At 70.7% G+C, this 24,388-nt stretch carries 21 protein-coding genes and 1 pseudogene; 9 read left to right on the top strand and 13 right to left on the bottom strand.

Annotated elements, in window-relative coordinates; genetic code table 11:
- Positions 1-22 precede the first annotated feature (22 nt).
- The 4 genes from ACZ7L5_RS02645 to ACZ7L5_RS02630 form a co-directional block, all read right to left on the bottom strand.
- Complete coding sequence (locus tag ACZ7L5_RS02645) at positions 23-1,150, bottom strand: M24 family metallopeptidase (protein ID WP_471513766.1); 1,128 nt, start codon at positions 1,148-1,150, stop codon at positions 23-25.
- A 116-nt stretch (positions 1,151-1,266) separates the two neighbouring features.
- Complete coding sequence (locus tag ACZ7L5_RS02640; protein ID WP_471513764.1) at positions 1,267-1,887, bottom strand: LysE family translocator; 621 nt, start codon at positions 1,885-1,887, stop codon at positions 1,267-1,269.
- A gap of 84 nt (positions 1,888-1,971) precedes the next feature.
- Complete coding sequence (locus tag ACZ7L5_RS02635) at positions 1,972-2,571, bottom strand: PDZ domain-containing protein (RefSeq protein WP_471513762.1); 600 nt, start codon at positions 2,569-2,571, stop codon at positions 1,972-1,974.
- A gap of 149 nt (positions 2,572-2,720) precedes the next feature.
- Positions 2,721-3,587: a LysR family transcriptional regulator gene (locus ACZ7L5_RS02630; RefSeq protein WP_471513760.1), complete on the bottom strand. Its 867-nt coding sequence runs from the start codon at positions 3,585-3,587 to the stop codon at positions 2,721-2,723.
- A 95-nt stretch (positions 3,588-3,682) separates the two neighbouring features.
- On the opposite strand from ACZ7L5_RS02630, the gene ACZ7L5_RS02625 reads away from it, so the two are divergent.
- Positions 3,683-4,426, top strand: a complete 744-nt coding sequence (locus tag ACZ7L5_RS02625; protein WP_471513758.1) for a CTP synthase C-terminal region-related (seleno)protein — start codon at positions 3,683-3,685, stop codon at positions 4,424-4,426.
- Positions 4,427-4,428: 2 nt separating this feature from the next.
- On the opposite strand, the gene phsA is transcribed toward ACZ7L5_RS02625, so the two are convergent.
- Positions 4,429-6,327, bottom strand: coding sequence for an O-aminophenol oxidase PhsA (gene phsA, locus ACZ7L5_RS02620; protein WP_471513756.1), 1,899 nt, complete (start codon positions 6,325-6,327; stop codon positions 4,429-4,431).
- A gap of 163 nt (positions 6,328-6,490) precedes the next feature.
- On the opposite strand from phsA, the gene ACZ7L5_RS02615 reads away from it, so the two are divergent.
- Positions 6,491-8,002, top strand: coding sequence for a hypothetical protein (locus ACZ7L5_RS02615; protein ID WP_471513754.1), 1,512 nt, complete (start codon positions 6,491-6,493; stop codon positions 8,000-8,002).
- Here the strand turns inward: ACZ7L5_RS02615 and cyc2 are convergent.
- Positions 7,995-10,154 carry a germacradienol/geosmin synthase Cyc2 gene (gene cyc2 / locus ACZ7L5_RS02610; protein ID WP_471513752.1) on the bottom strand — a complete coding sequence of 720 codons (2,160 nt, stop codon included), beginning with the start codon at positions 10,152-10,154 and terminating at the stop codon, positions 7,995-7,997. The genes ACZ7L5_RS02615 and cyc2 overlap by 8 nt on opposite strands.
- A 222-nt stretch (positions 10,155-10,376) precedes the next feature.
- On the opposite strand from cyc2, the gene ACZ7L5_RS02605 reads away from it, so the two are divergent.
- Positions 10,377-11,618 (top strand): endonuclease/exonuclease/phosphatase family protein, encoded by a 1,242-nt coding sequence (locus ACZ7L5_RS02605; RefSeq protein ID WP_471513751.1) that lies wholly within the window; start codon positions 10,377-10,379, stop codon positions 11,616-11,618.
- 187 nt (positions 11,619-11,805) lie between these two features.
- Here the strand turns inward: ACZ7L5_RS02605 and ACZ7L5_RS02600 are convergent.
- Positions 11,806-11,925, bottom strand: a pseudogene (locus ACZ7L5_RS02600) (ABC transporter ATP-binding protein); the annotation flags it as partial.
- A 37-nt stretch (positions 11,926-11,962) separates the two neighbouring features.
- Positions 11,963-12,292 (bottom strand): ABC transporter permease subunit, encoded by a 330-nt coding sequence (locus tag ACZ7L5_RS02595; protein ID WP_471513749.1) that lies wholly within the window; start codon positions 12,290-12,292, stop codon positions 11,963-11,965.
- A gap of 95 nt (positions 12,293-12,387) precedes the next feature.
- Between ACZ7L5_RS02595 and ACZ7L5_RS02590 the strand changes: the two genes are divergently transcribed.
- Positions 12,388-13,659 (top strand): cytochrome P450, encoded by a 1,272-nt coding sequence (locus ACZ7L5_RS02590; RefSeq protein WP_471513747.1) that lies wholly within the window; start codon positions 12,388-12,390, stop codon positions 13,657-13,659.
- Between the two features lie 28 nt (positions 13,660-13,687).
- Here ACZ7L5_RS02590 and ACZ7L5_RS02585 read toward each other — a convergent pair whose 3' ends face one another.
- The 3 genes from ACZ7L5_RS02585 to ACZ7L5_RS02575 all read right to left on the bottom strand — a co-directional run bounded on the left by ACZ7L5_RS02585 (position 13,688) and on the right by ACZ7L5_RS02575 (position 16,566).
- Positions 13,688-14,875 carry a damage-control phosphatase ARMT1 family protein gene (locus ACZ7L5_RS02585; RefSeq protein WP_471513745.1) on the bottom strand — a complete coding sequence of 396 codons (1,188 nt, stop codon included), beginning with the start codon at positions 14,873-14,875 and terminating at the stop codon, positions 13,688-13,690.
- Between the two features lie 22 nt (positions 14,876-14,897).
- Positions 14,898-15,554: a ScbR family autoregulator-binding transcription factor gene (locus ACZ7L5_RS02580; protein WP_471513743.1), complete on the bottom strand. Its 657-nt coding sequence runs from the start codon at positions 15,552-15,554 to the stop codon at positions 14,898-14,900.
- 70 nt (positions 15,555-15,624) lie between these two features.
- A complete protein-coding gene (locus tag ACZ7L5_RS02575) occupies positions 15,625-16,566 on the bottom strand; it encodes a ScbA/BarX family gamma-butyrolactone biosynthesis protein (protein ID WP_471513741.1) in 942 nt (313 codons plus the stop codon).
- Between the two features lie 179 nt (positions 16,567-16,745).
- On the opposite strand from ACZ7L5_RS02575, the gene ACZ7L5_RS02570 reads away from it, so the two are divergent.
- The gene (locus tag ACZ7L5_RS02570; protein ID WP_471513739.1) at positions 16,746-17,423 is read left to right on the top strand and encodes a ScbR family autoregulator-binding transcription factor; all 678 of its coding nucleotides are present in this window, start codon (positions 16,746-16,748) and stop codon (positions 17,421-17,423) included.
- Between the two features lie 120 nt (positions 17,424-17,543).
- Here the strand turns inward: ACZ7L5_RS02570 and ACZ7L5_RS02565 are convergent, their stop codons facing one another.
- Positions 17,544-19,355, bottom strand: coding sequence for a S8 family peptidase (locus ACZ7L5_RS02565; RefSeq protein WP_471513736.1), 1,812 nt, complete (start codon positions 19,353-19,355; stop codon positions 17,544-17,546).
- Positions 19,356-19,779: 424 nt separating this feature from the next.
- Between ACZ7L5_RS02565 and ACZ7L5_RS02560 the strand changes: the two genes are divergently transcribed.
- Complete coding sequence (locus tag ACZ7L5_RS02560; protein WP_471514486.1) at positions 19,780-20,724, top strand: lytic polysaccharide monooxygenase auxiliary activity family 9 protein; 945 nt, start codon at positions 19,780-19,782, stop codon at positions 20,722-20,724.
- 18 nt (positions 20,725-20,742) lie between these two features.
- Here ACZ7L5_RS02560 and ACZ7L5_RS02555 read toward each other — a convergent pair whose 3' ends face one another.
- Positions 20,743-21,384: a Tat pathway signal sequence domain protein gene (locus ACZ7L5_RS02555; RefSeq protein ID WP_471513734.1), complete on the bottom strand. Its 642-nt coding sequence runs from the start codon at positions 21,382-21,384 to the stop codon at positions 20,743-20,745.
- A 671-nt stretch (positions 21,385-22,055) separates the two neighbouring features.
- Here ACZ7L5_RS02555 and ACZ7L5_RS02550 point away from each other — a divergent pair.
- The 3 genes from ACZ7L5_RS02550 to ACZ7L5_RS02540 all read left to right on the top strand — a co-directional run bounded on the left by ACZ7L5_RS02550 (position 22,056) and on the right by ACZ7L5_RS02540 (position 24,199).
- Positions 22,056-22,748 (top strand): DUF6230 family protein, encoded by a 693-nt coding sequence (locus ACZ7L5_RS02550; RefSeq protein ID WP_471513733.1) that lies wholly within the window; start codon positions 22,056-22,058, stop codon positions 22,746-22,748.
- Positions 22,748-23,176 carry a DUF6114 domain-containing protein gene (locus tag ACZ7L5_RS02545; RefSeq protein WP_471513731.1) on the top strand — a complete coding sequence of 143 codons (429 nt, stop codon included), beginning with the start codon at positions 22,748-22,750 and terminating at the stop codon, positions 23,174-23,176. The genes ACZ7L5_RS02550 and ACZ7L5_RS02545 overlap by 1 nt, the downstream gene beginning before the upstream one ends.
- A gap of 219 nt (positions 23,177-23,395) precedes the next feature.
- A complete protein-coding gene (locus tag ACZ7L5_RS02540; protein WP_471513729.1) occupies positions 23,396-24,199 on the top strand; it encodes an SAM-dependent methyltransferase in 804 nt (267 codons plus the stop codon).
- Positions 24,200-24,388 lie beyond the last annotated feature (189 nt).

Below are 24,388 nucleotides of genomic sequence, written 5' to 3'. Positions count from 1 at the left end.
TGCTCCCGGATCGGTGGCCGGGTCAGTCCACTATGACCATCTCGCGGGTGGTGTCGTTGAGGCGCCGGCCGCCGTCCTCGGTGACCGTCACGATGTCCTCGATACGCACTCCGAAGCGGCCGGGCAGATAGATCCCGGGCTCCACGGAGAAACACATGCCGGGCACGAGGGGCTGCTCCTCGCCCTCGATCATGTACGGCGGCTCGTGGGTGGTGACGCCGATGCCGTGCCCGGTGCGGTGGATGAAGTACTCGCCGTATCCGGCGTCCGCGATGACCGCGCGGGCCGCCCGGTCGACCTCCTGGCAGGCGACTCCGGCCCGTACGGCACGGAAGCCGGCCTCCTGGGCCGCGCGCACCAGGTCGTGGACCCGGCGCTCCTCGTCGGTGGGTTCGCCGACGTGGACCGTGCGGGAGGTGTCGGAGCCGTACCCGTCCTTCAGGCCGCCGAAGTCGAGGACGACCATGTCGCCGCGTTCGATCACACGGTCGCCCACCTCGTGGTGCGGATTGGCGCCGTTCGGGCCGGAGGCGACGATCGTGAAGTCGACCTGGGAGTGGCCGAAGCGGCGCAGCAGGTGGGCCAGGTCGGCGGCGACCTCGGACTCGCGGCGACCGCTGAAGGGAACCTTCCGGATCTCCTCGAACGTTGCGTCCGCGGCCGCGCCCGCGGCCGCCAACAGGTCCAGCTCGGCGGCGTCCTTCACGGCACGCAGCATCGGCAGTGCGTCGGTGAGGGAGGCGTGGGAGGTGCCGGGCAGTGCTTTCTGCAGGGCCAGCAGGTGCAGGGCCCAGGCGTTGTCGCTGATGCCGAACCGGCCCTTCGCGTCGAGGAGGGCGGCGGTGGCCGCGTAGGGGTCCTTGCCGTCCGTCCAGTCGCGCAGGGTCAGGCCGGGCGCACCGGCGGCCTGCGCGGCGTCCGGGGCCTCCAGAGCGGGGACGACGAGGACGGGGTCCCGGCCGGGGACGAGGACCAGCAGGGTGAGCCGCTCGGTCTCCGCGGTGGGCGCGTAGCCGGTCAGCCACACCAGGTCCGGGCCGGGGGCCACCAGGAGCCCGGCCAGGCCGGCGTCCCCGGCCGCCCGCGCGGCACGTTCCATGCGGGCCTTGTAGTCGTCGGCGGTGAAGGGCGCGGGTGCGGTGCCGGTCATCCGGGCCTCCCTGGGCGCGTGAAAGGACTACGGGCAGCATCCTGCCCGCACGGAGGGGGCGGCGCGAGCCGATCGGCGGGTCTTTCGAGCGGCTCGTGGGCCGGCCGGGCATGGCGTCAGCTGTCCAGTGCCATTCGGACGCCGAGAAGGAGCAGCACCCCTCCGGAGACCTGTTCCAGGCGTCGGCGCACGCCCGCGCGGGACAGCACGTTCTTCATCCGGCCGACGAACCACACGTAGAGGCCGTAGTAGCCGACTTCGTAGACCGCCCAGAGTGCGGCGAGGCCGATCATGGCCGGCAGGTGCGGGGCGCCTTCCGGGACGAACTGCGGGAGGAAGGACAGGGCGAAGACGGCCGCCTTGGGGTTGGCGAGGTTGAGCAGCAGCCCGCCGCGGTAGGAGGCCCATCCGCTCTTCTGCGCGCTCTCCCACCCGGTCTCCTGCTGCGCCTTCGCGCGGCGGGCCTGCCGCAGCGCCTGGATGCCGAACCAGACGAGCACGACCGCGCCGACGATCCGCATCACGTCGTACGCCACCTCGGAGGCCGTCAGCAGCGCGGTCAGGCCGAACGCGGCGACGACGCCCCAGACGAAGACCCCGGTCTCGTTCCCGAGCACCGTCAGGAATCCGGAGCGTCTGCTGTGCAGCGACTGCTTGATGATCAGCACCGTGCTGGGCCCCGGCGAGGCGGCGACGAGGGTGCAGGCTCCCAGGAAGGCGATGAGGGTGGTCAGCATGGGGTCATGGTGGTCCGGCCGGCGGAACGGGACCAGTGGATTTCGCAGGCTCGTCCTCAAGCCCGCGCCTGAGATGCGGGGCGGTCAGGTGACGACGCCCGGGATCACCGTCAGCTGCTGGTAGCCGCCGCTGCGGTGGCGCACCGTGAGGGTGACCTCGCTGCCCGGGCGGGCCCGGGCGACGGCTCGGGCGAGGTCGGCGGCGGAGTCGATGCGGGTCCTGCCGAACGCGAGGAGTACGTCGCCGCGGACCAGGCCTGCCGTGTACCCCGGTCCCGGAACGTGGACGCCGACAAGCAGGGCGCCCGGCTTCCTGGCGTCCACTGCCTCCACGCCGAGGGTGGCGACGGCGGCCGGACGCGGCGAGGTCGTCGGCGTCGCAGAGGCGGGGGCCGAGGAACCGGGGTGCGCCGACTCGGATGGGCTGCCGGGTGCGCCCAGGCCTGCCTGTCGCTTCAGCTCGGCGAGCTTGCTCATGCCGATCACTGTGGCCCCCAGGGTGCCGAGTCCGACCCCGGACAGGATCAGGACCATTCCCACCAGCAGGGCGCAGAGCAGGGTGGTGAGCCGTCGGCCGCGCTTGTGGGGCGCGGCGTGCGGACGCCGTGCGCCGGCGGCGGGCTTGGCCTCGTCGCCGGGTCCCTGACCTGGCATGGGCTTGGGTCTCAACGCAGTCTGTTCCATCGGATCGCCTCCGGCTGGTGACTACCCTGCGCACCGGCGCACGACGAGCCACGATCGAGTGAGACTGACCCGCGGTCAGGAACGGGAAGCCATAGGCGTCACGGCAGAAACGGGACGTCAGGGGGGCTTCCGGAGTGGCGGGCCCAGCCTCACGCCGGTTCCAGCAACGCCTCCGCGACCGCCGCCGACGCTCCTCGCAGCGTCCCCGCGAACACCAGTTCCGTCCGGTGTACGACACGCGGTTCCGTGAGCGGTACGGCGACGCAGCCGGGCACCCCGGTGGCCGCCGAGCGCGGCAACAGGGTCAGTCCGTGGCCCGTCGCGGCCAGGGCGGTGAGGGCGTGGACGTCGGTGCCCTCGTAGCGCAGGGCGGGGCGGAAGCCGTTGCCGCCGTTCGCGGCGCGGAGGTGGGCGAGCGGAAGGCCCGCGTCGGGGGCGTCCAGCCAGCGCGCGTCGGCCAGGTCACCGAGGCGCAGGCCGGTGCGCCGGGCGAGCGGGTGGGTGTCGGGCAGGAGGACGCAGACGGGCTCCTCCCCCACGCCGTACGTGGTCAGCGGTGCCACGTCCGGCAGTCGCAGCGGGTCGCTGGGGGCGGCGAGCCCGTCGACGAGGCCGAGGTCCGCCGTGCCGGTGGCGACGACCACGGGGACCTCGGCGCGCGGCAGCACGCGCAAGGTCACCCCGGCTGCCGGGAGCGCGGCGAGGACGCGGGGGCCGAGTGCGGTCGACGCGGTCGCGAGCGTCAGTCCGTGGTCGGGCGCGGCCGCCATCCTCACGACGTCCGCGCGGGCCGCCTCCAGACGCAGCAGCAGCGGGCCCGCGTGTTCGAGGAGCCGCTCGCCGGCCGCCGTGGGCGCCACGGGGCGACGGGTGAGCAGCGGCGCGCCCAGGTCTTGTTCGAGCGCGGCGATGTGCTGGGACACCGCCGACTGGGTGTAGCCGAGCTCGCGGGCGGCCTCGGAGAACGAGGCGAGACGGGCGACGAAGACGTAGGTGCGCAGCAGGTGCGGGTCCATGCCGCACAGCTTCCCGCATGCCATCAGCGCCGCTTATCGGAGGTCCAGTAATCATCGTTGGACGTGAAGTACGGGCCGCGCCCAGGATGACGGTCATGACGAACACCGCTGCTCGGGCAGCAACGACCGCACGACTCGCGCTGGTCGGGGACCGCTCCCCCAACGTCGCCTCGCACACGCGCGTGCCGCTGCTGCTGGACGCCCTCGCCGCGCGCGAACGGCTCGTCCTCGACGCCTACTGGATCCCGTCGCAGGACGTGGTGGCCGACGACGCGGTGCGCGGCTTCGACGCCGTGTGGGTGCTGCCGGGCAGCCCGTACCGCAGCGAGGCGGGCGTGCTGTCCGCGATCCGCACCGCGCGCAAGGACGGGATTCCGTTCCTCGGCACGTGCGGCGGCTTCCAGCACGCGCTTCTCGAATACGCCCGCGAGGTGTGCGGGCTGACCCGGGTCGCCCACGCCGAGAACGACCCCGACGCGGACGACTTCCTGATCGAACCCCTGGCCTGCTCACTGGTCGGCCACGAAGCGGTGGTCCGGGTCGAGCCGGGTTCGCTCGCCCAGTCGGTGATCGGCTCGGAAAGGACCGTCGAACGGTACTTCTGCGCCTACGGCCCCTCCCGTCACCTGGACACCCTGCGCGCGCAGGGCCTGCGATTCCCGGGGCACGACGAGGACGGTCACGTCCGGATCGCCGAACTGCCCGGCCACCCCTTCTTCCTGGCCACGCTCTTCCAGCCGGAACTGTCCGGCGACGGCTCGCGCCCGCACCCGATCGTCCGGGCACTGGCGCGAGCCGCGGTGGAGCACGCGGCGCGGCGGGTCCCCACGCGCGCGTGACGTCAGCCCGTGTGACCCTCCCCGTGGCCGCCGTGCGCGCCGCCGTGGTCGAACTTCAACGCCTCCGCGGGCAGGACGACGAAGGGCCGCATCATCCCCATGTCCTCGTGCTCGAGGAGGTGGCAGTGGTACATGAACCGGCCGTACGCCCCGTCGAACCTGCCCATGACGCGCAGCATCTGGTTCCCCGGCACCCGGAAGACGTCCTTGTGTCCGCGCTCGTTGGGCGCGAGCGGGATCGCCGTGCCGGCGTCGTAGCGGATCGGGCTGCGGGTACCGCCCACTGCCGGGTCGAAGCCCGAGACGTCGTAGGCGTCCCTGCCCAGCAACTGGAAGTCGGCCAGGTGGATGTGCATGGGGTGGACGATCGGCGCGAGGTTGAGGAAGCTCCACTGCTCGTGGCTGCCCTCGGCGATGGTGAAGCCGAGTCCGTCGTTGAACGTCCGGGCCGTGCGTCGGTAGGTCTTCGTCTTCCCGTCCGTTCCGGTGACCTGGATGACCCCGTCGGTGGGGACCTGGATGTCGACCGGGTCCTCGACCTCCGCCATCTCCCACATCTCCGGGTGCCCGCCGGCGCCCTTGGTGGCGGGCGGGGTGAGCACGATCAGGCGGTGGCCGTGCTCGATGTCGTGCGTGAGCCGGCGGAAGGAACCGGAGAGCACCTCGGGCAGTTCGAAGGTGTCCGCCCCGCCGCCCTCCCTGACCCGGAACTCCATGACCGCCGGATAGCGGACGTCGCCCGCCGCGTCCGGCACGCCCGGCGGCTGGTTGCGGCCCTTGTTGACCAGGCGGAGCTTCCGGCGCGCGAGACCGCGGAAGTCGACGAGCAGGTCGAACCGCTCGGCCGGGGCCGCGGTCAGCGTGGGCAGCGCACCGTCGAAGTCGATCGGTACGGGGCGCGGCAGCAGTCCGCCGTCGCTGCCGATCTGGTGGACGATGCCCGACACCGGGTTGTTGTCCTCGTCGACCAGGACGAGGTCGTAGATGCGCGCGTTGGACGCGTTGACCAGCCGGAAGCGGTACCAGGCGTCGTCCACCTCGGCGTACGGCCAGATGCGGCCGTTGACCGTGGTGTACGGGCCGGTGAACGGGATGGAGACCGGCTTGCCCGTCTCCGGGTTCTTCTCCTGGACGATCACCGTCTTGTGCAGCAGCCGGCCGTTGAGCCGGCCGTCCTCGTCGGTGTCGAGGTTGCGGTCGGCCAGCAGCAGCGGTATCTCCCGCTCGCCGCGCGGGAGACGGAGGGCGTCCTCCTCGTCGTCACGGACGAGATAGGTGCCGTACAGGCCCGCCATCACGTTCCACCGCGTGATGTTCATCGCGTGGTCGTGGTACCACCACTGCACCGCCTGGTGGTCGTTCGGGTACTCGGAGAGCTGGGCGTCGCCGAAGCCGACGGCGTTGTCCGCCCAGCCGTCGTTGCCGCCGCCCGTCTGGGCGCCGTGCAGGTGGGTCACCGACCAGGCGGGCAGGGCTGCGACGTCCTTGTTGGGCTCGACTCCGTCGCGGCCGGGTTCGGTGGCGGACTGCGGGCGGCCGTCCGTACGGAGCGGTACCTCCACCGCAGTGACCGGGTACTCGCCTTCCTTGGGGATGCGGTTGGTCCAGGCGATGCGCACGCGCTGTCCGCGCCGCACCTCGATGGTCGGGCCCGGCACCTGGCCGTCGTATCCCCACATCAGAGTCGGCGGCAGTTGCGGGTGCAGGCGCACCCAGGTCGGGCGCAGGGCGATCTCAGTCTCGCGTAAGACGTCCTCGGACGCGGGTCGCAGGACGGATGGGACGGGCAGCGGGGCCACATAGGGCGTGAGCTCGCCGGTGCCGAGCGGCTGCTTCCCCGATTCGGCCTCCGCCACGGCCCCCGTGTCGCTGTCCGTGAACCTCTCGATGATGTCGGTCAAGGCGAACACCCCCGTGTGTTCTTGTGGTCGTTTCCTCTCACCCCAGAAGACTCGCCGCGCCGCATCGAAGTTCCCTGAATGTCCCGTTCCGCACGAAAAGTTTCGGCGACGGCATCCGGAGGCGGGAAGTCCGTTGTCAGTGGCGGCTGTTACGTTCAGTGACATGACCGATCATGCGCTGCGGGCGCTCCGGGAGAACCCCCGCCTGGCCGAACTTGCGGCCTACCCCTTCAACTTCGACATCGCCCGGGCCGCCCACGGCCACGTCGAAGAGGTCCGCCTTGCCTCGGGCGGCCCGCTCGACATCGTGGCGGGGGACGACACCGGCGGTACGTACTTCGTCTGCGCGGACGGGTCGATGTTGTACGCCGACTCGGAAGGCTCGGCCGGGATCATCGGCTCCAGTGTCGACGAGGCGCTGGAGATCATGATCGGCCTGGAGGAGGCCGAAGGGGACGACGAGGAGGAGTTCGACGAGGAGTACGACGACGGAGACGGAGCGGAGCACAGCCGCCTCTGTCGCCTTGAAGAGGCGCGAACCGAGCTGCGAGCGGCGCTGGGCTTTCCGGAGCGCGCCCCCGCAGAGCTCGAAGCCATGCTCCGGGCGGCACTTCTGCGCACCGAGCCCGACTTCCTGCTGCTGAACGGTACGGAGCACAACGCCCATCAGCTGCTCGACTCGTATCCCCGCCCGCCCTTGTGGGAGCCGGTGCTCGCGAGCGGCCGCGCCGATCTGACGCTGCTGCGTGCGGGCGACGGTGCGGCGTGGGAGGCGGTGGCCGAGGATCCCGTGCGGCGCCGGCTCGCCCTGCGGGCCGCGCAGTTCGACCGGGCCGAGGACGACCTGGGACTGCTGCGGCATCTGCTGCGGCAGGAGACGCGGTCCTCGATGACGGACGAACTGCGCCTCGCGGCCGTGCTGGTGGGGCTGCGCGGAGACGTCGGGGATCTGCCGCTGCTGCACGAGGTGCGTGAGACGGACTACGACACAGCCTGCGGTCTCGGCGGGATCCCCGAGCCGGGCGCGAGCTCGGAGGAGTTGCGGGACTGGGCGCAGGAGCTCGACGACTCGCTGTTCGGCACGGATCCCGCTGACGAGCCGGTGTCCACCTGGACCGACCTCGCCCGGGACCAGGGCATGACCGAGCTCGCCCGGGTGACGCTGATCCGCGAGCTCGACGCGATCGTCATGGACCAGAGCAGACTCCGCCGGCCCGACGCGCCGCGGGCGTTGACCACGGCCCCGCTGCGCACGCTCGCCCGCGACTTCGAGGAACTCGGCGACCGCACGCAGGCCCTGCGCGCCCAGCAGCTCCACACTGCATTGCAGGAGAAGGCCTGGGACCGGGTCTCGGCCCGCCTCGACCAGGCCCGTCTGGAGCGTGAGGACGGTCAACTGACGCAAGCCGTGCAGACCTTGGCCACGCTGCGGGGGATCCTGGCGGCTCCCGGGGACGACTCCCTGCGTCAGTGGGAAGGAGTGAACCTCGGCCGCTTCATAGCCGAGGAGCACTACCGACTCACCCGCGTCCTGGCCGACGCGCACCTCACCGACGAGGCCCGCTCGCTCCTCCCGGCCGCCGACGCCATACTCGGCGAGCTCTCGGAGAATGGCACCAAGGGCGTACGAGAGCTCGCCGAGGAGACGGCCGCGCGGGTGCGCGAGCTCAGCTGAGGACGGGCACGGCCGGCGAGCGGTCCGGTACGAAGCCGTGTGCGCGGCGGGACAGGTACTCGGCCTTGTAGCGGTCGACCTCGCGATGCCAGTTAAGGATGCCCGCCAGCCAGTTCTGGAGGTCGACCACATAGTTCGCCATGATCTCCCGAGCTTCCTCCGAGAGCCCGAAATCCTCGTACATGATGGGCAGTTCGTGCGCGGCCACGTGCTCGAACTGCTGCATGCGCTGGGTCATCAGGTCGTGGACGACGTCGAGGGCGGTCGGGTAGTCGATGCCGAAGAAGTTCTGTACGACGAGGATGGCGTTGTGGATCTCGCCCTCGTACTCGATCTCCTTCTGGTACGAGAAGACGTCGTTGAGGAGGCAGGCGTAGTCGACGGCGGCGTTCTCCAGGGAGCGGACCGGGCCGCTGCGGTAGACCTCGGGTGGGACGGCGGGGCCGTGGCCCATCCGGCACAGGCTGAGGGTGAGGTCGGAGCCGAAGGTGGCGCGGCGCATCTCCAGGTAGTCGACCGGGTCGGGGATGCGGTTCTGCATCTGGTTGGACAGCTCCCACACCCAGCTCTCGGTCATGACGTTGACCGCGTCCTTCAGGAAACGCCGGTGCTCGGGACTCATGTCCGCCGTCGTACGGGTCCACAGGTCGGCGAGGCCGCGCTCCATGGCGTTGAGGGGCACGGTGGCCTCCTCGCCTTCGAGGGGCATGCAGGCCGACAGGCGCTGTGTGGTCAGCCGGGCGGCGGCGAGGTCGCGCCGTTGACCGAAGACGAGAGGGTAGTAGTCGTCGCCGTAGGTGCCCCAGGCGAGCCAGTCGGAGCTGAGGTCGAGGGCCTCGGGTGTGGCGTCCGGGTCGAGGCCCGCGGCGCACAGCGGGAGGTCGTAGGCGGCGAGTTTGTCCTCGTCCCACACACCTTCCTGGAGGATGCCCATGCGGTGCGTCCACTCGGTCAGGCGGTGCCGGGCGTCCTCCAGATGCGGGCTGAGCTCCAGTTGGAAGGGCATGTAGAACTCGGGGAGCCGGGACGGGCCGACCTTCTGGAACGGCACGTGCGTGTAGGCACGCAGGCGTTCGGCGCCGGCCGCCGCGAGCAGCGCGCCGACGTCGGCGGCGGAGGTCCCCGGGCCGGTCAGGGCCTTCCAGGGGGCCGTCGGTTCGGCGCGCGCGTTCATGTACCGGCTGGAGCGCATGTGCCATTCGTGGCCGCCGGACTGCCAGTCCTGCAGCCCCCGGGTGTACGCGGCGACGGCGGCCACCTCGCCGGGGTTGAGCCCCTTCTCCAGTGCCACGGCGGGGACTTCGGTGAGGGCGGTGTGCTCGAACTGGTGGAGGCGGGAGGTCAGGACGTCGTTGACGGTGTCCGCGGCCTCCTGGGTGGTGCAGCCGAAGAAGGTCTCCAGCACCAGGACGCCGTTGCTGAGCTCGCCCTCGTCCTCGACCTCGCGCTGGTAGGAGAACAGGTCGTTGCGCAGGTGCACCGCGTCCGAGAACGTCTCCATCAGGACCCGCAGCGGCCTCGACTCGGCGACGGACGCGGGGACTTCGGACGTCGCGTACTCCACGAGGCCGGACGACCAGGGGGCGCCGCCCACCTTGCGGCGCATCTCGATGTACTCGACCGGGTTGGAGACCCGGCCCTCGTTGATGTTGGACAGCTCCCACAGCGACTCGTTGAGCAGGTGCTCGGTGGCGACGGCGAAGCGGCGGCGCCAGTCGGTCGACATCGAGGGCACCGTGCGCGTCCACAGGTCCGCGAGGCCAGCCTCGACGGGGTTCTGCGGCTCCGGCATCGGGGTCGACAGGTCCATCGGCATGAAAAGGGGCAGCCGGTCGAGGTAGGCCTTGCCGCCGGCGCGGTCCTGAGTGCGCTTGAAGATCTCCAGGAAGTGGTCGTCGAAGAAGAAGACCCACACGTACCAGTCGGTGATCAGGGAGAGAGCGAGGCCGTCGCATTCGGGGTGGGTGTAGGCGCAGAGCAGGCCGTAGTCGTGTGCGTCCAGGTCGGCCTGCTCCCAGACCCCGGACCCCTCCAGCATGCCCATCTCACGTGCCCACTCGGTCGAATGGGCGCGGGCCTCGTCGACATGTGGGTTGAGCCGCGCGGGATACGGCATGTAGAAGTGCGGGAGTTCGAAGGGCTGCTGCGTCATGGCCGGGCCCTACCCTCGGGCCCCAACGGGCATCCGCGGCGCGGGACATGATCACACCATCGCGTGAATCACGGGTGAATCCGGGAGTTCTCGACGGATCTTGCGGCGTTCATCTCTACGCGCGCAGACTTTTCGAGCTTCATGTCCCCCGCATCCCGGAATCCCGGAATCCCGGAATCCCCCGTGTGCCCCTCCCCTCCCTCTCTCCCTCCCGGAGTCGCGATGAACCACACCGGATCACTCTCCCGCCGCACGGCACTCGCCTCCCTGGCAGGGGCGGCACTGGCCACGACCGCGGCGTTGCCCGCCGAGGCGGCCGAGCGGCACGGCCACCGGTCCGTTCGGTTCGCCACCTTCAACGCCTCCCTGAACCGCGGCACCGAGGGCGCGCTGATCACCGACCTGTCCACGCCGGACAACGCCCAGGCACGCAATGCCGCCGAGACGATCCAGCGGGTCGACCCGGACATCCTGCTGATCAACGAGTTCGACTACGACGAGCGTGGCAGGGCGGTCCACCTGTTCCTGCGCAACTACCTGTCCGTCGGCCACAACGGCGCCAGGCCGGCCCGCTTCCCCTACCACTTCACCGGCCCGGTGAACACGGGCGTCGCCTCCGGTGTGGACCTCGACGGGAAGAACGGCGCGGTCACGACGCCCGGTTCGGACGCGTACGGGCAGGACGCCTACGGCTACGGCTGGTTCCCGGGGCAATACGGCATGGTCGTCCTGTCGAAGTACCCGATCGACACGCGCGCGGTGCGCACCTTCCAGCGCTTCCTGTGGCGGGACATGCCGGACCATGTGATGCCTCCCGGCTACTACAGCGACGAGGCCCGCGCGATCCTCCGCCTGTCGTCGAAGAGCCACTGGGACGTGCCGGTGTGCATCGGCCGCTCCACCGTGCACTTCCTGGTGTCGCACCCGACGCCGCCCACCTTCGACGGCACCGAGGACCGCAACGGCCGCCGCAACCACGACGAGATCCGCCTGTGGGCCGACTACATCGGCGGGCGCCGGCGCAGCTCCTACCTCTACGACGACAAGGGCGTGCGCGGCGGACTGCGGTCCGGGGCCCGGTTCGTGATCGCGGGCGACAACAACGCCGACCCGTACGACGGCGACAGCTACGCCCACGCCATCCGGCAGCTGCTCGACCACCCGGCGGTGAACCTCCCGGCCACTCCGCCGGCCAGCGCGGGCGGCGTCGAGGCGGCGAAGCTCCAGGGCGGCGCCAACACCTCGCACCTCGGCGACCCGGCGTACGACACGTCCGACTTCGGCGACGCCGCTCCCGGGAACCTGCGCGTCGACTACGTCATCCCGTCCAGGGGCCTGATACCAAGCGCGAACGGCGTCTTCTGGCCGACCTCCGACGACCCGCTGTACCGGCTGGTGGGAGACGGAAAGACGGTGCCGACGTCCGACCACCGGATGGTGTGGCAGGACGTGCGCGTGGGCTGAGCGGTGCGGGCAGGGGCAGCGGCAGGTGACGGCGGCTCTCGGCCGCCCTACCCATTGCGTCGCGAACTGCGCGAGGCCCCGGGTCGTGATCTGGTCCCGGGTGCCGGGGAGTTCGACCGACAGGTCCAGGGTGATCGTGCCCTCGTAGCCCGGGCAGCAGCCCGGCGATGGTCCGCAGGAGGGTGGACTTGCCGCAGCCGGACGGGCCCACGACACACAGGAGTCGGCCGTCCGGCACGGTGAGGGTGATGTCGTGCAGGACTTGGTGGTAGCCGTAGCGCCGGCCGACTTCGTCTAGGCGGAGCATGGATGTCCCTGTGCGGAGGTTGTGGGGGGCGTACGGGTCATACGGTCACCGTCCTCCCTTTGCCGACGAGCCGCTTCCCGACCGCCAGCAGGCCGGTGTTGAGGAGGTGGCCGAGGGCGCCGAGGAGGACGAGCGCCGCCCAGACCGTGAGCAGGTCGGAGCGGGACTGGGCGTCGGTGAGGGTGAAGCCGATGCCGTCCGCGGTGCCGGGAAGCAGCTCCGGGAACACTATGAGGATGAGGGAGAGCGACAGGCTCAGTCTCAGCCCGGCGAAGATGCGGGGCAGTGCGGAGGGGAGGATCAGGAAGCGGAGCCGTTCGGCCGGGGTGAGGTGTCGGTCTTCACCGAGATACGCCACCTTGGTCACATGACCTCCTTCACGCTCCCGCGCGAGCTGCACGGCGAAGGCGCCCACAAGGTGCTCGCCGTGCACGCGGACGGCCCGAACGAAGGCGAGCAGGCGTGACGTCCCGCCACTCACCCCCCGTCCCCGACGCCCCCGATGTCTTCGACCCCCGGCAGTACGCCACCGGCGTGCCCTACGACGCCTATCGCGTCCTGCGCGACCACCACCCCGTGTCCCGGCAGGACGAGCCCGAGGTGCTGGGCTGGCCGGCCGGACCCGGGTTCTGGGCGGTGACCCGGCACGCCGACGTCGTGCGGGTACTCAAGGACTCGGCGACGTACTCCTCCTACATCGGCGCCACCCAGATCCGGGACCCCGACCCGGACGACCTGCCGTTCATCCGTCGCATGATGCTGAATCAGGACCCGCCGGGTCACGGCCGCTTGAGGCGGCTGGTGAGCCGGGCCTTCACCCCCGGTCGCGTGGACCGTTTCGCGAGGATCGCTCAGGCACGCGCCCGTACGCTCCTCGCGCACGCCCTGGAGACCGCCCGAACGGCGGACGGCACCGTCGATCTGGTCGCCGCCGTGACCGACGACTACGCCCTGCTCAACCTCGCCGACCTGCTGGGCGTGCCGGAGGGTGACCGCAAGCTGCTGCTGCACTGGACGCAGCGCGTCATCGGCTACCAGGACCCCGACGAGGCGGGCCCCCCGGTGCTGGACGCGCAGGGCAGGCCGGTCAATCCGCGGTCGCCCGCCATGCTGCGGGACATGTTCGGGTACGCCCAGCAACTGGCCGCGCACAAGCGGCGCTACCCCGACGACGACGTCATGACCACCCTCGCCCACGATGCCGAACTCGCCGGACTCGAGCTGGAGATGTTCTTCTTCCTGCTCACGGTCGCGGGCAACGACACCGTCCGCAGCGCGGCGCCGGGCGGGCTGCTGGCGCTGGCGGAGCACCCGGAGTCGTACGATCGACTGCGCGCGGGCCATGTCGAACTGCCGTCCGCCGTGGACGAGTTGCTGCGCTGGCACCCCCCGGTCCTCACCTTCCGCCGCACCGCGGCGCAGGACACCGAGCTGGCCGGCCGGCACATCCGGGCGGGCGACAAAGTGGTGGTCTTCCACGCCGCCGCCAACCGCGACGAACGGTCCTTCGCCGACCCCGACCGGCTGGATCTGTCTCGCACGCCCAACCCGCACGTGTCCTTCGGCGACGGCCCGCACGTCTGCCTGGGCGCCCACTTCGCGCGGCTCCAGCTGCGGGTGCTCTACCGGGAGGCGCTGCGCGTGCTGCCCGTCCTCAGGACCGCTGGAGAGCCCAAGCGGCTGGTGTCCAACTTCATCAATGGGCTCAAGTCACTGCCGGTGAAGATCAGTTGATCCGGAACGACTCGATGGTGAGCGGTCGTCACGTCCGCACCTGGATCAGCGCATGCGTCCCGCCGGTCCGCCACTTCTGCCCCTCAGCCGCGACCAGCGCCGCTTCGGTACGGGCGTCCAGGCCGGTGATCACGTCGGACTTCAGGGTGCGCAGGGCGGCCACCGGACCGGGGAAGTACGCGGTGACGTCGGCGAACGGCGTGGTCGGCGGCCAGGGGCGGTCGCCCACCAGACGCCGGTAGTTGAGGTCGCCCTTGACGATGGTGAGCGTGGCCGCGGCGAGCTCGTCGCGGAGGTCACCGGGCATCGCGGCGTACGGCAGCGGGGCGCACGAGAAGGGGTGGGCGCGGACGGTGAGGCGGCCGTCCGTCATCGCCGACCAGAGGAGCTGGCCGTACGCAGCCGCCGCGCCCTGCGCCGCCGTCAGCCGGCGCAGGGCGTCGAGCACGTCGGCGTGCGTGGCGTCGGAGACGTAGTACGGGTACGCCTTGATGTGCAGGACGGCCCGGCCGATCCGCCCCTGGGTGAGGAGTTGGGCGATGAGGAGCAGGTCGGGGACGAGTTCGCGGCCCGCGTTGTCGGCGATCAGACACAGGGTGGCGGAGCCGGAGGGCGGGAGCAGGGACCAGAGGGCCTCGCTGTCGTCGGCCACGAGGGGTGGGGTGTCCGACGACGTCTCGTCGTGTGCGGCCGACAGGCGGAAGCCGAGGTCGGCCCGGTTGCCCCACAGGGAGCCGTGCAGCAGGGCCCCGTCCTGCTCGTCGGCGGGCCGGTCCGCGAGGTCGTCGAGCGCGGCGAGCTCCTCGTCCGTCTCCGGGGCGTCGAGTTCGGCCGTCTTGGAGGGACGGAAGGGGTCGATGCCCTGCCAGGGGCCCGCGGTGAAGTACCCGACAGCTTCCAGGAGTTGGCGGTAGAAGTAGCTCTCCGACCACAGCCACGGAACGTCGAACCAGGACCGGCCGGTTTGCGCGTCGGCGTCCCAGGCCGTCCAGCGGTCCCGGTCGGGCGCGTCGGCGGGCAGCGGTTCGATCACGCCCTTGGTGCAGCTCGCGAGGAGCGCGTCGAGCGCGCGGTGCTGCTCGGGGCCGTACGGAAAGGACTCCCGTACCTGCCGGATGATCGCGGGGTGCCGTTCGGCGAGGACGCTGTGCGGGAACGAGCCGGGTTCGTTCCCGAGGAGCGCGGGCACGGGCGGGGTGTCGGACCTCTCGGGCATACGCCTCACCGTATCGCGCGGGTCAGGCGTGTCCTACGGCTCTGATCTCCCGTTCCAGCTGTGTCGCGAGCGTGAGATAGCGGGCCCGACGGGGCACCGGGACCAGACCGCGGATCATGATGTGCCACATCTCTGCCACCCTGCGGGGCTGGCGGGCGACGGGTTCGAGGGAGCGGCCGACGACCCGGGTGCCGACAAAGAAGCACACGAGCGAGTTGGCCGCGGCCTCGGCGTCGATGTCCGGGTGCAGGTCGGACTCCTTGGCGGCGCCGGCGAGTTTGCGGGTGGTGATGTCCAGCAGCTCGGTGAAGGGGTGCCGCAGAGGCGGCCGTATCACCACTCCCCCGGTGGCGAGGCGCAGGCCGGCCCTGGGGATGGGGCCCTCGACGGACAGCCGCGCGATCCCGAACGTCGTGCGTATCAGGGCCTCCAGCGAGGTGTAGCCCCTGCCGTCCATCTCCGCGGCGACCTGGCGCGAGGCGCGGGACTGGAGCTCCATGATGGCCTGGGCCAGGTCTTCCTTCGCCGCGAAGTGGAAGTACAGGGCGCCCTTGGTGACTTGGGCGTGCTCGACGATGTCGCTGAGACTGGTCGATTCATAGCCGTGACGGTCGAACAGTTCGGCGGCGGCCGTGAGGATCGTGGTGCGGGTCTGTTCCGCTCGTAACTGCCTCGCCATCAGCTGAACTCTCCTGGGCCGGAAAAGAACGGGTCGCGCCGTTTGTTTCTTACTCCCCGTACACGATAGCTCAGCCCTCCTCGATGCCCACCCCGCACTCGAAAACCGTCGACTTTCCCTGCCGTCCCACGACTTGCACATCGGTGCCGTGCGGGCCCGGATCACCCACGGCCTCGATCCAAATAGGCAGGTCGAGTTCGGCGTATTGGTGGAAGACGGCATGGAAGGAAGCGGGCCTGCGGGGAGACTTCCGGGTCCGGGCACGTATGGCCTGGCGGACTGCCTCCAGCAGCAGCATGCCGGGCACATGATCGAGTGGGTGATCAAAGAAAACAGCATGGCCGGTATCGACTCGCAGCTGCCAGCGGTCGGGAGCTTCGGCCGGCGCGAGGACGACGTCCGTGGGCAGCGCGCGGTCCACGTCGGCGGGCGGCAGACCCGGCGGGAGGGGCAGCACGGAGACGGTGGCCGCGGTGCGCCCGCCGCGCAGTCGGTGGTAGACGGCTGCGCTGGTCCAGGTGGCGGCCACGTGTGCGCTGCCGACGCGTCGGTCGCCGAGCCGTATCTCCGCGTCGTAGCGGAATCCGGCCGGGCGTCCGCCGCGGCGGGTGACGTCGGAGACCGTGATGTGAAGGACGGGTGCGGCGGGTGCGGTGCCGATGGCCAGATGCTCGGGGCGCGTGGTGATCCGCAGTTCCGTGAGCACGAACTGGTGGCCCAGCGGGACCTCGTAGGCGGTGTGCGCGATGAGCGTCCCGGCCTGGCGGACGGTTTCCGCGACGAGCAGCGGCTCGTATGCCGACCGGTCCGGCGACACGTGTAACTGGTGAGCGCGAGGCCACTCGGCGAAGACGGTGAACCGGTCCGCTTCGGTGCTGGTCGCACCCGTGAGAAACGTTTCCGCGACCGAGGCACGGTGGACGAGCTGGCGAGGTACGGTGGCGGTCAGCCCTTCCGGTGCCACCGGGGTCTCGGTGAGCGGAGTCGTGGCGAGTTGCCGCGGATGAGACATGTCCCCTCCTTGGGTCCCCCCGTGTGTGCGCTGACAACGGCGAGGTGCCCGTGCCGCGAGCGTTAGAGTACGAGGCGACCGGTTTGTTTTCAATGCGGCCTTGGGTCGCCCTGCCGTGCCCGAACCGCTCCGGCGCACGCCCGGCGCACAGGTCGACTCGGCGCAGCGGAGGGGCTGTTATGGCGAGGCAGGAGCGCGCCATCAGAACGCGGAGGGTGATTCTGGAGGCCGCGGGCGCGGTCTTCGACGAGCACGGGTACGCGGCGACGACCATCTCGATGGTCCTGGAGCGGGCCGAGGTCACGAAGGGCGCCCTGTATTTCCACTTCCCCTCCAAGGAATCCCTCGCCCAGGCCGTGCTGGACGAGCAGATGCCGTTCGGCGTGGTGCCGCCGCAGCCGTGCAAGCTGCAGGAACTCGTCGACATGACCTTTGTGTTCGGGCAGCGGCTGATCGGCAACTCACTGCTCAAGGGCAGCGTGCGGCTGGCCGTTGACCAGAGCGCTCCGCCTGGTGTCGACGATGCCGGGCCGTTCCGGCAGTGGGCGGACCATCTGGTCGGGCTGCTCGAACAGGCCCGCGACCAGGGCGAGTTGCTGCCCACCGTGGTGCCGAGGCAGACGGTGGAGTTGCTGGTCGGGGCGTTCGCGGGGCTCCAGTTGATGTCCCTGGCGCTGACCGACCGGGAGGACCTTGCGGAGCGGATCTCGGTCCTGTGGGGACACATCCTGCCGAGCGTCGCGGTGCCGGGGCTGCTGACCGGTATCGACCGGGAGCCCGACCGCGGGGTCCGGGTGCTGGCCACCCTCGACGAAGCCGGCGTCGAGAGGGACGACATGGACCTGTCCGTACGCTGAGTGCACAGCCGCCGACCGGAGTGACGGTTTCCGTCACTCCGGTCGGTGCCCTGACGAACGGCGGGCCGGCCGATGCCCCATCCGCGCCGGCCGGCCCGCCCGCTTGTGGTACCCGTTCGCTCAGAAGGTCAGCTTCCAGCTGTTGAGCCGGCCCGTGTCCTGGGCCGCCGTGTCCTGGACGCGCAGCTTCCAGGTGCCGTTGGCCGTCTCGCTCGAGGCGTTCACCGTGTAGGTGGTGCTGACGTTGTCCGCGGAGTCCGAGGAACTGGACTTCAGGCGGTACGTCGAACCGTCCGGGGCGACCAGGTCGATGACCAGGTCACCGCGGTAGGTGTGGGTGATGTCCACGCCGACCTGGAGGGCCGACGGGGCGTTGCCGCTGCGGCCGCTGACAGTGATGGCGGACTCGATGGCGGAGCTGTTGTCCGGGATGGAGACGGCGGACGTGCTGGTGAAGGTGGTGCCCCCCGTGGGGCCGCCGGAGCTGCCGCTCACCGCCTGCACCGTCTTGGTCGCGTCCGCGAGGCCGGCACCGCAGCCGCCCGAGCAAGTGCCCGGCAGAGTACGCGAGTTGGTCTTGATCGCGGACTCGATCTGCGCCGGGGTCAGCGACGCGTTGGCGGACTTCATCAGCGCTGCCAGGCCCGCGACGTGCGGGGCAGCCATGCTGGTGCCCTGGTAGTACTCGTAGCTCTCGGAGGACGGGCCCTGGGCACCGGAGTTCAGCGTGGACAGGATGCCGTTGGCCGTGACGGAGTTGGTCTCGCCACCCGGAGCGGCGATGTCGACGACCGAGCCGTAGTTGGAGTAGTAGGAGCGGTTCCCCTGGCGGTCCGCGGCCGCCACGCTGATGACGTTGCTGCAGCTGGCCGGCGAGTAGTTGGCGGCGTTGGCGTTGCTGTTGCCTGCCGCGACGACCACCGTGGTGCCGCGGTTCACGGCGGCGTTGATGGCGCTCTGGGTCGCGGTGGTGCAGGCGCCGCCCCCGCCGAGGCTCATGTTGATGACCTTGGCGACGTTGGCGTTGGCCGGGACGCCGGAGACCGTACCGCCGGACGCCCAGGTGATGGCGTCGATGATGTCGGAGTCGTAGCCGCCGCACTGGCCGAGGACCCGCAGCGGGGACACCTTCGCACCGTGGGCGATGCCCGCGACGCCCTTGCCGTTGTTGGTGACCGCGGCGATGGTGCCCGCGACGTGGGTGCCGTGCCACGAGGAGGGCGAGGCCTCCCAGTCGGCGGCGCACTGGCCGTCGGTGGTCCAGTCGCCCGTGTCGGCCGGGTTGCTGTCACGGCCGTTGCCGTCGTTGGAGACCGCGGTGTCGGAGATGAAGTCGTAGCCGCCGACGATGTTGGCGCCGAGGTCGGAGTGGGTGACGTAACCGGTGTCGATGACGGCGACGGTCACGCCGCTGCCCGTGGCGACGTCCCAGGCGCCCGGCACGTTCATGCCCGCGGTGGACTCGAACAGGTCCCACTGCTTGGCGTACTCGGTGTCATTGGGGGTGGCCAGCGGCTTGTTCAGCCGGTCCGGTACGACGTAGGCGACCTGCGGGTCGGCCCGGTACTCGGCGACGACGTCGGCGACGTCCGTCCTGGTCAGGTTCTCGCCGAGGTCGACGAGGGCGGCGCCGGAGCCGAGGCGGCGCTGGAAGTCGAGGTCCTCGCCGGCCTCCTTGCCCTTGGCGGCGGCGTCGGACTCGGCGGCCTTGTTCGACTTGGCCTCGGCTGCGCCGGACTTGTAGCCGACGATGAGGCGCTCGGCAGTGGTGCCGGGGGCGGCCTCGGTCTGGGCCGCGGGGATGGGGGCGGCGGCTTCCTCGGTGGGGGAATCCTGGGCCACGGCGACCGTGGTGGTGGCGGCCGTGAAGAGCGCGGCGGAGACCGCGGCGACGGATATCAGCTTCCGTCTGAGGGGTGTGGAGGTACGCAAGGGCTTGCCTTTCGTGGCCGGCCGTACTCCGGGCAGCGCGGAGCGGCGGTCGATTCGCTTCGTCCTCGAAGCGGCGGGGGGTCCACCGGGTGGGCAGGTGGGGGCTGTGCGGCAAGGCGGGGCAGTGCAACGAACGCAGGTGGGGCAGTGCGTGGTGCGGGGGCGCGGCGGCCGGCCTGGCGCGAGCTAGGCCCCGTTCGGGGTTACCTGTGGGGCGGCTGTGGTCGAACGATAGGCAAAGAGCTGGTCATCCGGATACAGGGGAAACCCTCGATCCGGCCGGAAACCCACCCTCTACGTCGCCTGGTTGACCGGTATTGGCGGACTTTGCCCGACTCATCACGCAGTGAACGCGCCGGGCCGGTTTCCCGTACTGCACGAGGACCCTTCCGCACCGGCCGAGGAGACGTTCCGGATGTCCCGGATGCCCTGGATGAGATCGCACCGCACCGCCCTGACGGCTGCCGCCGTGACGCCGCTGCTGCTCACGGTGTGGGCTGCGGGCCCGGCCCATGCGCACGGTGCGCCGACGGATCCGACCAGCCGCGTGTACGCCTGCTCCCCCGACGGCGGCAGCGCGTCCACGTCGGCATGCCGGGCGGCGATCGCCTCGAACGGCGCGCCCTTCACGGCCTGGGACAACCTGCGGATCGCGAACGTGAACGGCCGGGACCGACAGGTCGTCCCCGACGGACAGCTGTGCAGCGGCGGACTGCCCGCCTACCGGGGCCTCGACCTCGCCCGCACCGACTGGCCGTCGACGCGGCTCGCGCCGGGGTCCACCCTGACGATGCGGTACGTGTCCACGATCCCGCACACGGGCGCCTTCAAGCTCTACCTCACCAAAGCCAGTTACGACCCCGCGAAGCCGCTCGCCTGGTCCGACCTCGCGGAGCAGCCGTTCGCGGTGGTCAAGGACCCGGCGCTGATGGACGGGGCGTACCGGATCCGGGCGACCCTGCCGTCCGACCGGACCGGGCGGCATGTGCTGTACACGATCTGGCAGAACAGCAGCACGCCGGACACCTACTACTCGTGCTCCGACGTGGTGTTCCCGCAGGCGAGGAAGCAGGGCGGCGAGGGCTCGGCGACGGCGTCGCCGGGCAATCCCGAGCGCTCCGCGACAGCGTCCCCGAGCGGCGGCGAGAAGCGCGCGGACAGCAGCCCTCCGCCGGCGTCCGAGCAGCGCACGTCCCAGCCGCCGTCCCAGGACCCGGCGTCCGCACAGCCCCAGAGCGACAGCACCCCGGTGGCTTCCGGCACGGACACCGGCTCGGGGCCGTCCACCCCCGTGCTGGCGGGCGGCGCCGCGGCGGTGCTGGTACTCACGGGCGGCGCCGCCCTGGTCATGCGTCTGCGTCGGCGGTGAAATTGCGCCGTACGACGGTCAGTTGACGTTGACAGCGAGGCCCGAGCTCGTCACCGGGGCGTACTTGGCGGTGAAGTAGGCGTTGCTGAAGCACAGCGACGAACCGGACGTCTTGGTGAACGGCTGGTTGGTGAAGGCGATGCTGTTGTCGGCGTTGCTCGCCGAGCCGGAGAGGCTGGGCGCCTGGTAGACGCAGGTGATGGTGCCGAGCAGGGTGCGCAGCTTGACAGTGGACTGGACGGCGGAGCCCGCGGCCGGGGTCACGGTGACGGTGCCGTCGGAGGACACGCTGGCGGTGTACGGCAGGTTGTCGACGGTGATGCCGCTGACGCCGAGCACACCGGTGACGTTGGCGGTGCAGCCGCTGGTGTCGAAGGTGTGGGAGGTCAGCGACTCGGTGGCGGTGCCGGGGGCGGCGGGGTTGTCGGTGACGGTGGCGGAGAACGCCGACTTGGTGCAGGAGATGCCGCTGGTGCCGGTCGCGCTGGAGTAGAACGTGGCGGCGGTGCCGCTCGCCAGGTTGGCGTCGAGGACGGCGCCGACCGCGACCGCCGCTCCGTCGGTGGTGGTCAGCACCGGGGTGTCGGCGGCCGAGGCGGGGACTGCGAGCCCGAGGGCTGCGACGGTGCCGGCGAGGGTGAGGAGGGTGCGTGCGCGCATGCGGGTGTACCTCGACTTTCGTTGCGGGGGTGTGCCCTGAGGGCAACTGCGCGGCTCAGGGCAGTTCGGTGTGGGGGCTCGTTCGCGAGTCGGTGTGTGCCGTTGCCGGTCCGTGACGCCTTCTCCGTACGACACGGACCGGCAACGACAGCCGACCGGTGGCCGGCCGGAGACCGTGGGGAGGGCTCCGGACGGACCGGGCGGGGAGGGCTGCCGGCACGGACCGAGGGGGGAAGCGACCGTGACGGCGCCGTGGAGTGATCTCGCAGAGATGTAAGGACATCAAGTCCGGGAACGCGGGCCTCGGGCCAACGCGACGGCGGATCCGGCGCCACGGATCCAGGGGGGAGCCAGGGAGAGTTGTAGACCTGCGTGTCGCTCAACGTCAAGGAGTTGCAAGGGAGTTGATGCATCTCGTCGGTGCCCTTGCGAGCCTCCGGAGGGCCGGCGAGGCAAGGGAACTCACAGGTGGCGCACAATCAACACTCTTTTCCCACAACCGCCTTGACCCTTGGGTGTAACCACCGGTAACTTCCGGGCTGGCTACTGCGGAGTACGAGAAAGCCCTTGCATCCGCCGGGAGTTGCGAGGGGCGTGCGCCGTGGGCGCTGTCCGCGCCAGGACAACGTGCCACTGATGCCCTACCCGCACTTTTGCATCTGGGAGCAGTTATGGCCTCGTCCTCGGACGTCACCTCGTCCGCCGACCACACCCCCGAGAACCCGGAAAGCGGTTCCGTGCCAGCAGCATCCGAAACCACCGACGGCCCCGCCAGACGCGGGCGGGTCCGGGCGCGCCGGGCCGCCGTGATGGCCGTGCCGGCCACCCTGGTCGCCGGTGCCCTCGCGGTGCTCACCGCCGAGGGCGCACTGGGCGTGCAGTTCGCGATCTCCGGCATGCCCTTCACGGTCACCGCGACCGAGCTCAACGGCACCGGGTTCGAGCAGTTCGGCGGACTCGACAACATGGCCCCGGGCAGCCCCAACGAGGGGGACACCGGCGGCCAGGTACTGATCGTCACGTCCGCGATCAAGAACGCGACGCTCACGAAGCTGTGCCAGAGCGTCGACCTCGGCGGTACGAACCTGCTCATCACCGCGGGCAGCGGGGCGGAGAAGGTGACCGCCAGCGATCTGACCACCGACTCGACCGAGCTGTCGGGCGACGCGGCGTTCAACAACATCGAGATCGGCAACGACGCGAGCACGTTGACCAAGGCCGGGGTGAAGGGGCCGATCGGCGTCTTCAGCCAGCAGGCGGACACCGTGCGCATCGCGAACCTGCGGCAGACCAACTACGCGAACACAGCCGGCGTGTTCAAGCTGCCCGGACTGAAACTCGGCTTCAGCAGCAAGGGTTGCTGATGGGTGAGCGTGCGGGTTTCCGGTCGGCCTTTCGTCGTTGGCGGGCCGACCGGCCGTTCTGGGGCGGGGTGCTGCTCGCTCTGGGCGGGGCGGAGATTCTGCTCACGATGAGGGCGTCCATGAAGGTCGTGCTTCATGTCGGGATGCAGGGGCTGGCGGGGTATCTGCTGCCGGCGCTGATGCTGCTGCTGGGGCTGCTGATCCTTTTCAATCCGGCTCAGCGGCTCTTCTACTCGATCACCGGGGTGCTGGTTTCCCTGGGGTCGTGGCCCACGTCCAACCTCGGGGGCTTCTTCGTGGGGCTTCTGCTGGGGGTCGCGGGGAGTTCTCTTGCCTTTGGGTGGCTTCCGGATCAGGAGCCCAGGCGCCGGGGGCAGCGGCGGCGTCTGCGGCGAGGGGAGGGCGCTGCGGTCACGGGCGTTCAGTAGGCCGGGGAGCCCGCCTGAACCGGGTTCTCCGGCCTGCGGCCGGAGTCGTGACGCCGGAGCGCCGTAAAGGTCCGGTGAGGTTCGGCGGGTGCGAGTGCGTGATGGGCTGGTCGCGCAGTTCCCCGCGCCCCTAGGTTGGTGCACTGACCGACAACTCCCCGCTTTCCCCGGGTAGTTGCGAGGTGAACGAGCCCGAAGCCCATGCTGCCCGGAGGCCCCGTGTCCGCCGACCGTATCGATACCGAGACCGCACACTCCGCCCGGATCTACGACTACATCATCGGCGGCAAGGACCACTACGCCGCCGACCGGGAGGCGGGCGATGCCATGGTGCGGGAGTGGCCCGCGCTGCCCGTCCACATGCGGGCCAACCGGGACTTCATGAACCGGGCCGTGCGGTATCTCGCCGCGGAGGCGGGGATATGGCAGTTCCTCGACATCGGGACCGGGATTCCGACGTCGCCCAACATCCATGAGATCGCCCAGTCGGTGGCCCCCGGGGCCCGGGTCGTGTACGTCGACAACGATCCGCTCGTGCTCGCGCTGTCGAAGGGGCTGATGTCCGGTACCGCCGAGGGCAGGACGGCGTACGTCGAGGCGGACATGCGCGACCCCGCGGCCATTCTCGACGCCCCGGCCTTCCGCGAGACCCTTGATCTCGGGGAGCCGGTCGCGCTCACCGTGATCGCGATCGTGCACTTCATGCTGGACGAGCACGACGCCGTGGGGATCGTGCGGCGGCTGCTGGAGCCGCTGCCCGCCGGGAGCTACCTGGCGATGTCCATCGGCACCGCCGAGTTCGCGCCGGACGAGGTCGGCCGGGTCGCCCGGGAGTACGCGGCCCGGGGCATGCCGATGCGGCTGCGCACCCGCGCCGAGGCCGGGGAGTTCTTCACCGGTCTGGACCACGTGGAGCCGGGCATCGTCCAGGTCCACAAGTGGCGTCCGGACGGCACGGACACCGAGGTGATCCGTGACGAGGACATCGCGATGTACGGGGCACTCGCCCGCAAGGCGGGTTGACCCGGTTTGCGAGCGCAAGCAATGCGGGCGGACCGGTCGGCCGCCCACCCTCCGGCCAGCGGTTCATCACGATGTGGGAGCGACAACTCACGCGTTGTTGTTGCACACTTGACTACCGGTGGTCACACGCGATTGGCTCCGCCCCAGCGAGAGTTCCACCCGGTCGGCGAACCCCCGGTCGACACCGGC

It is taken from the genome of Streptomyces sp. NPDC107528 (assembly GCF_055639295.1).
Note: the sequence above shows the minus strand (reverse complement) of the source record. Positions and strands in the feature narration are given on the sequence as shown.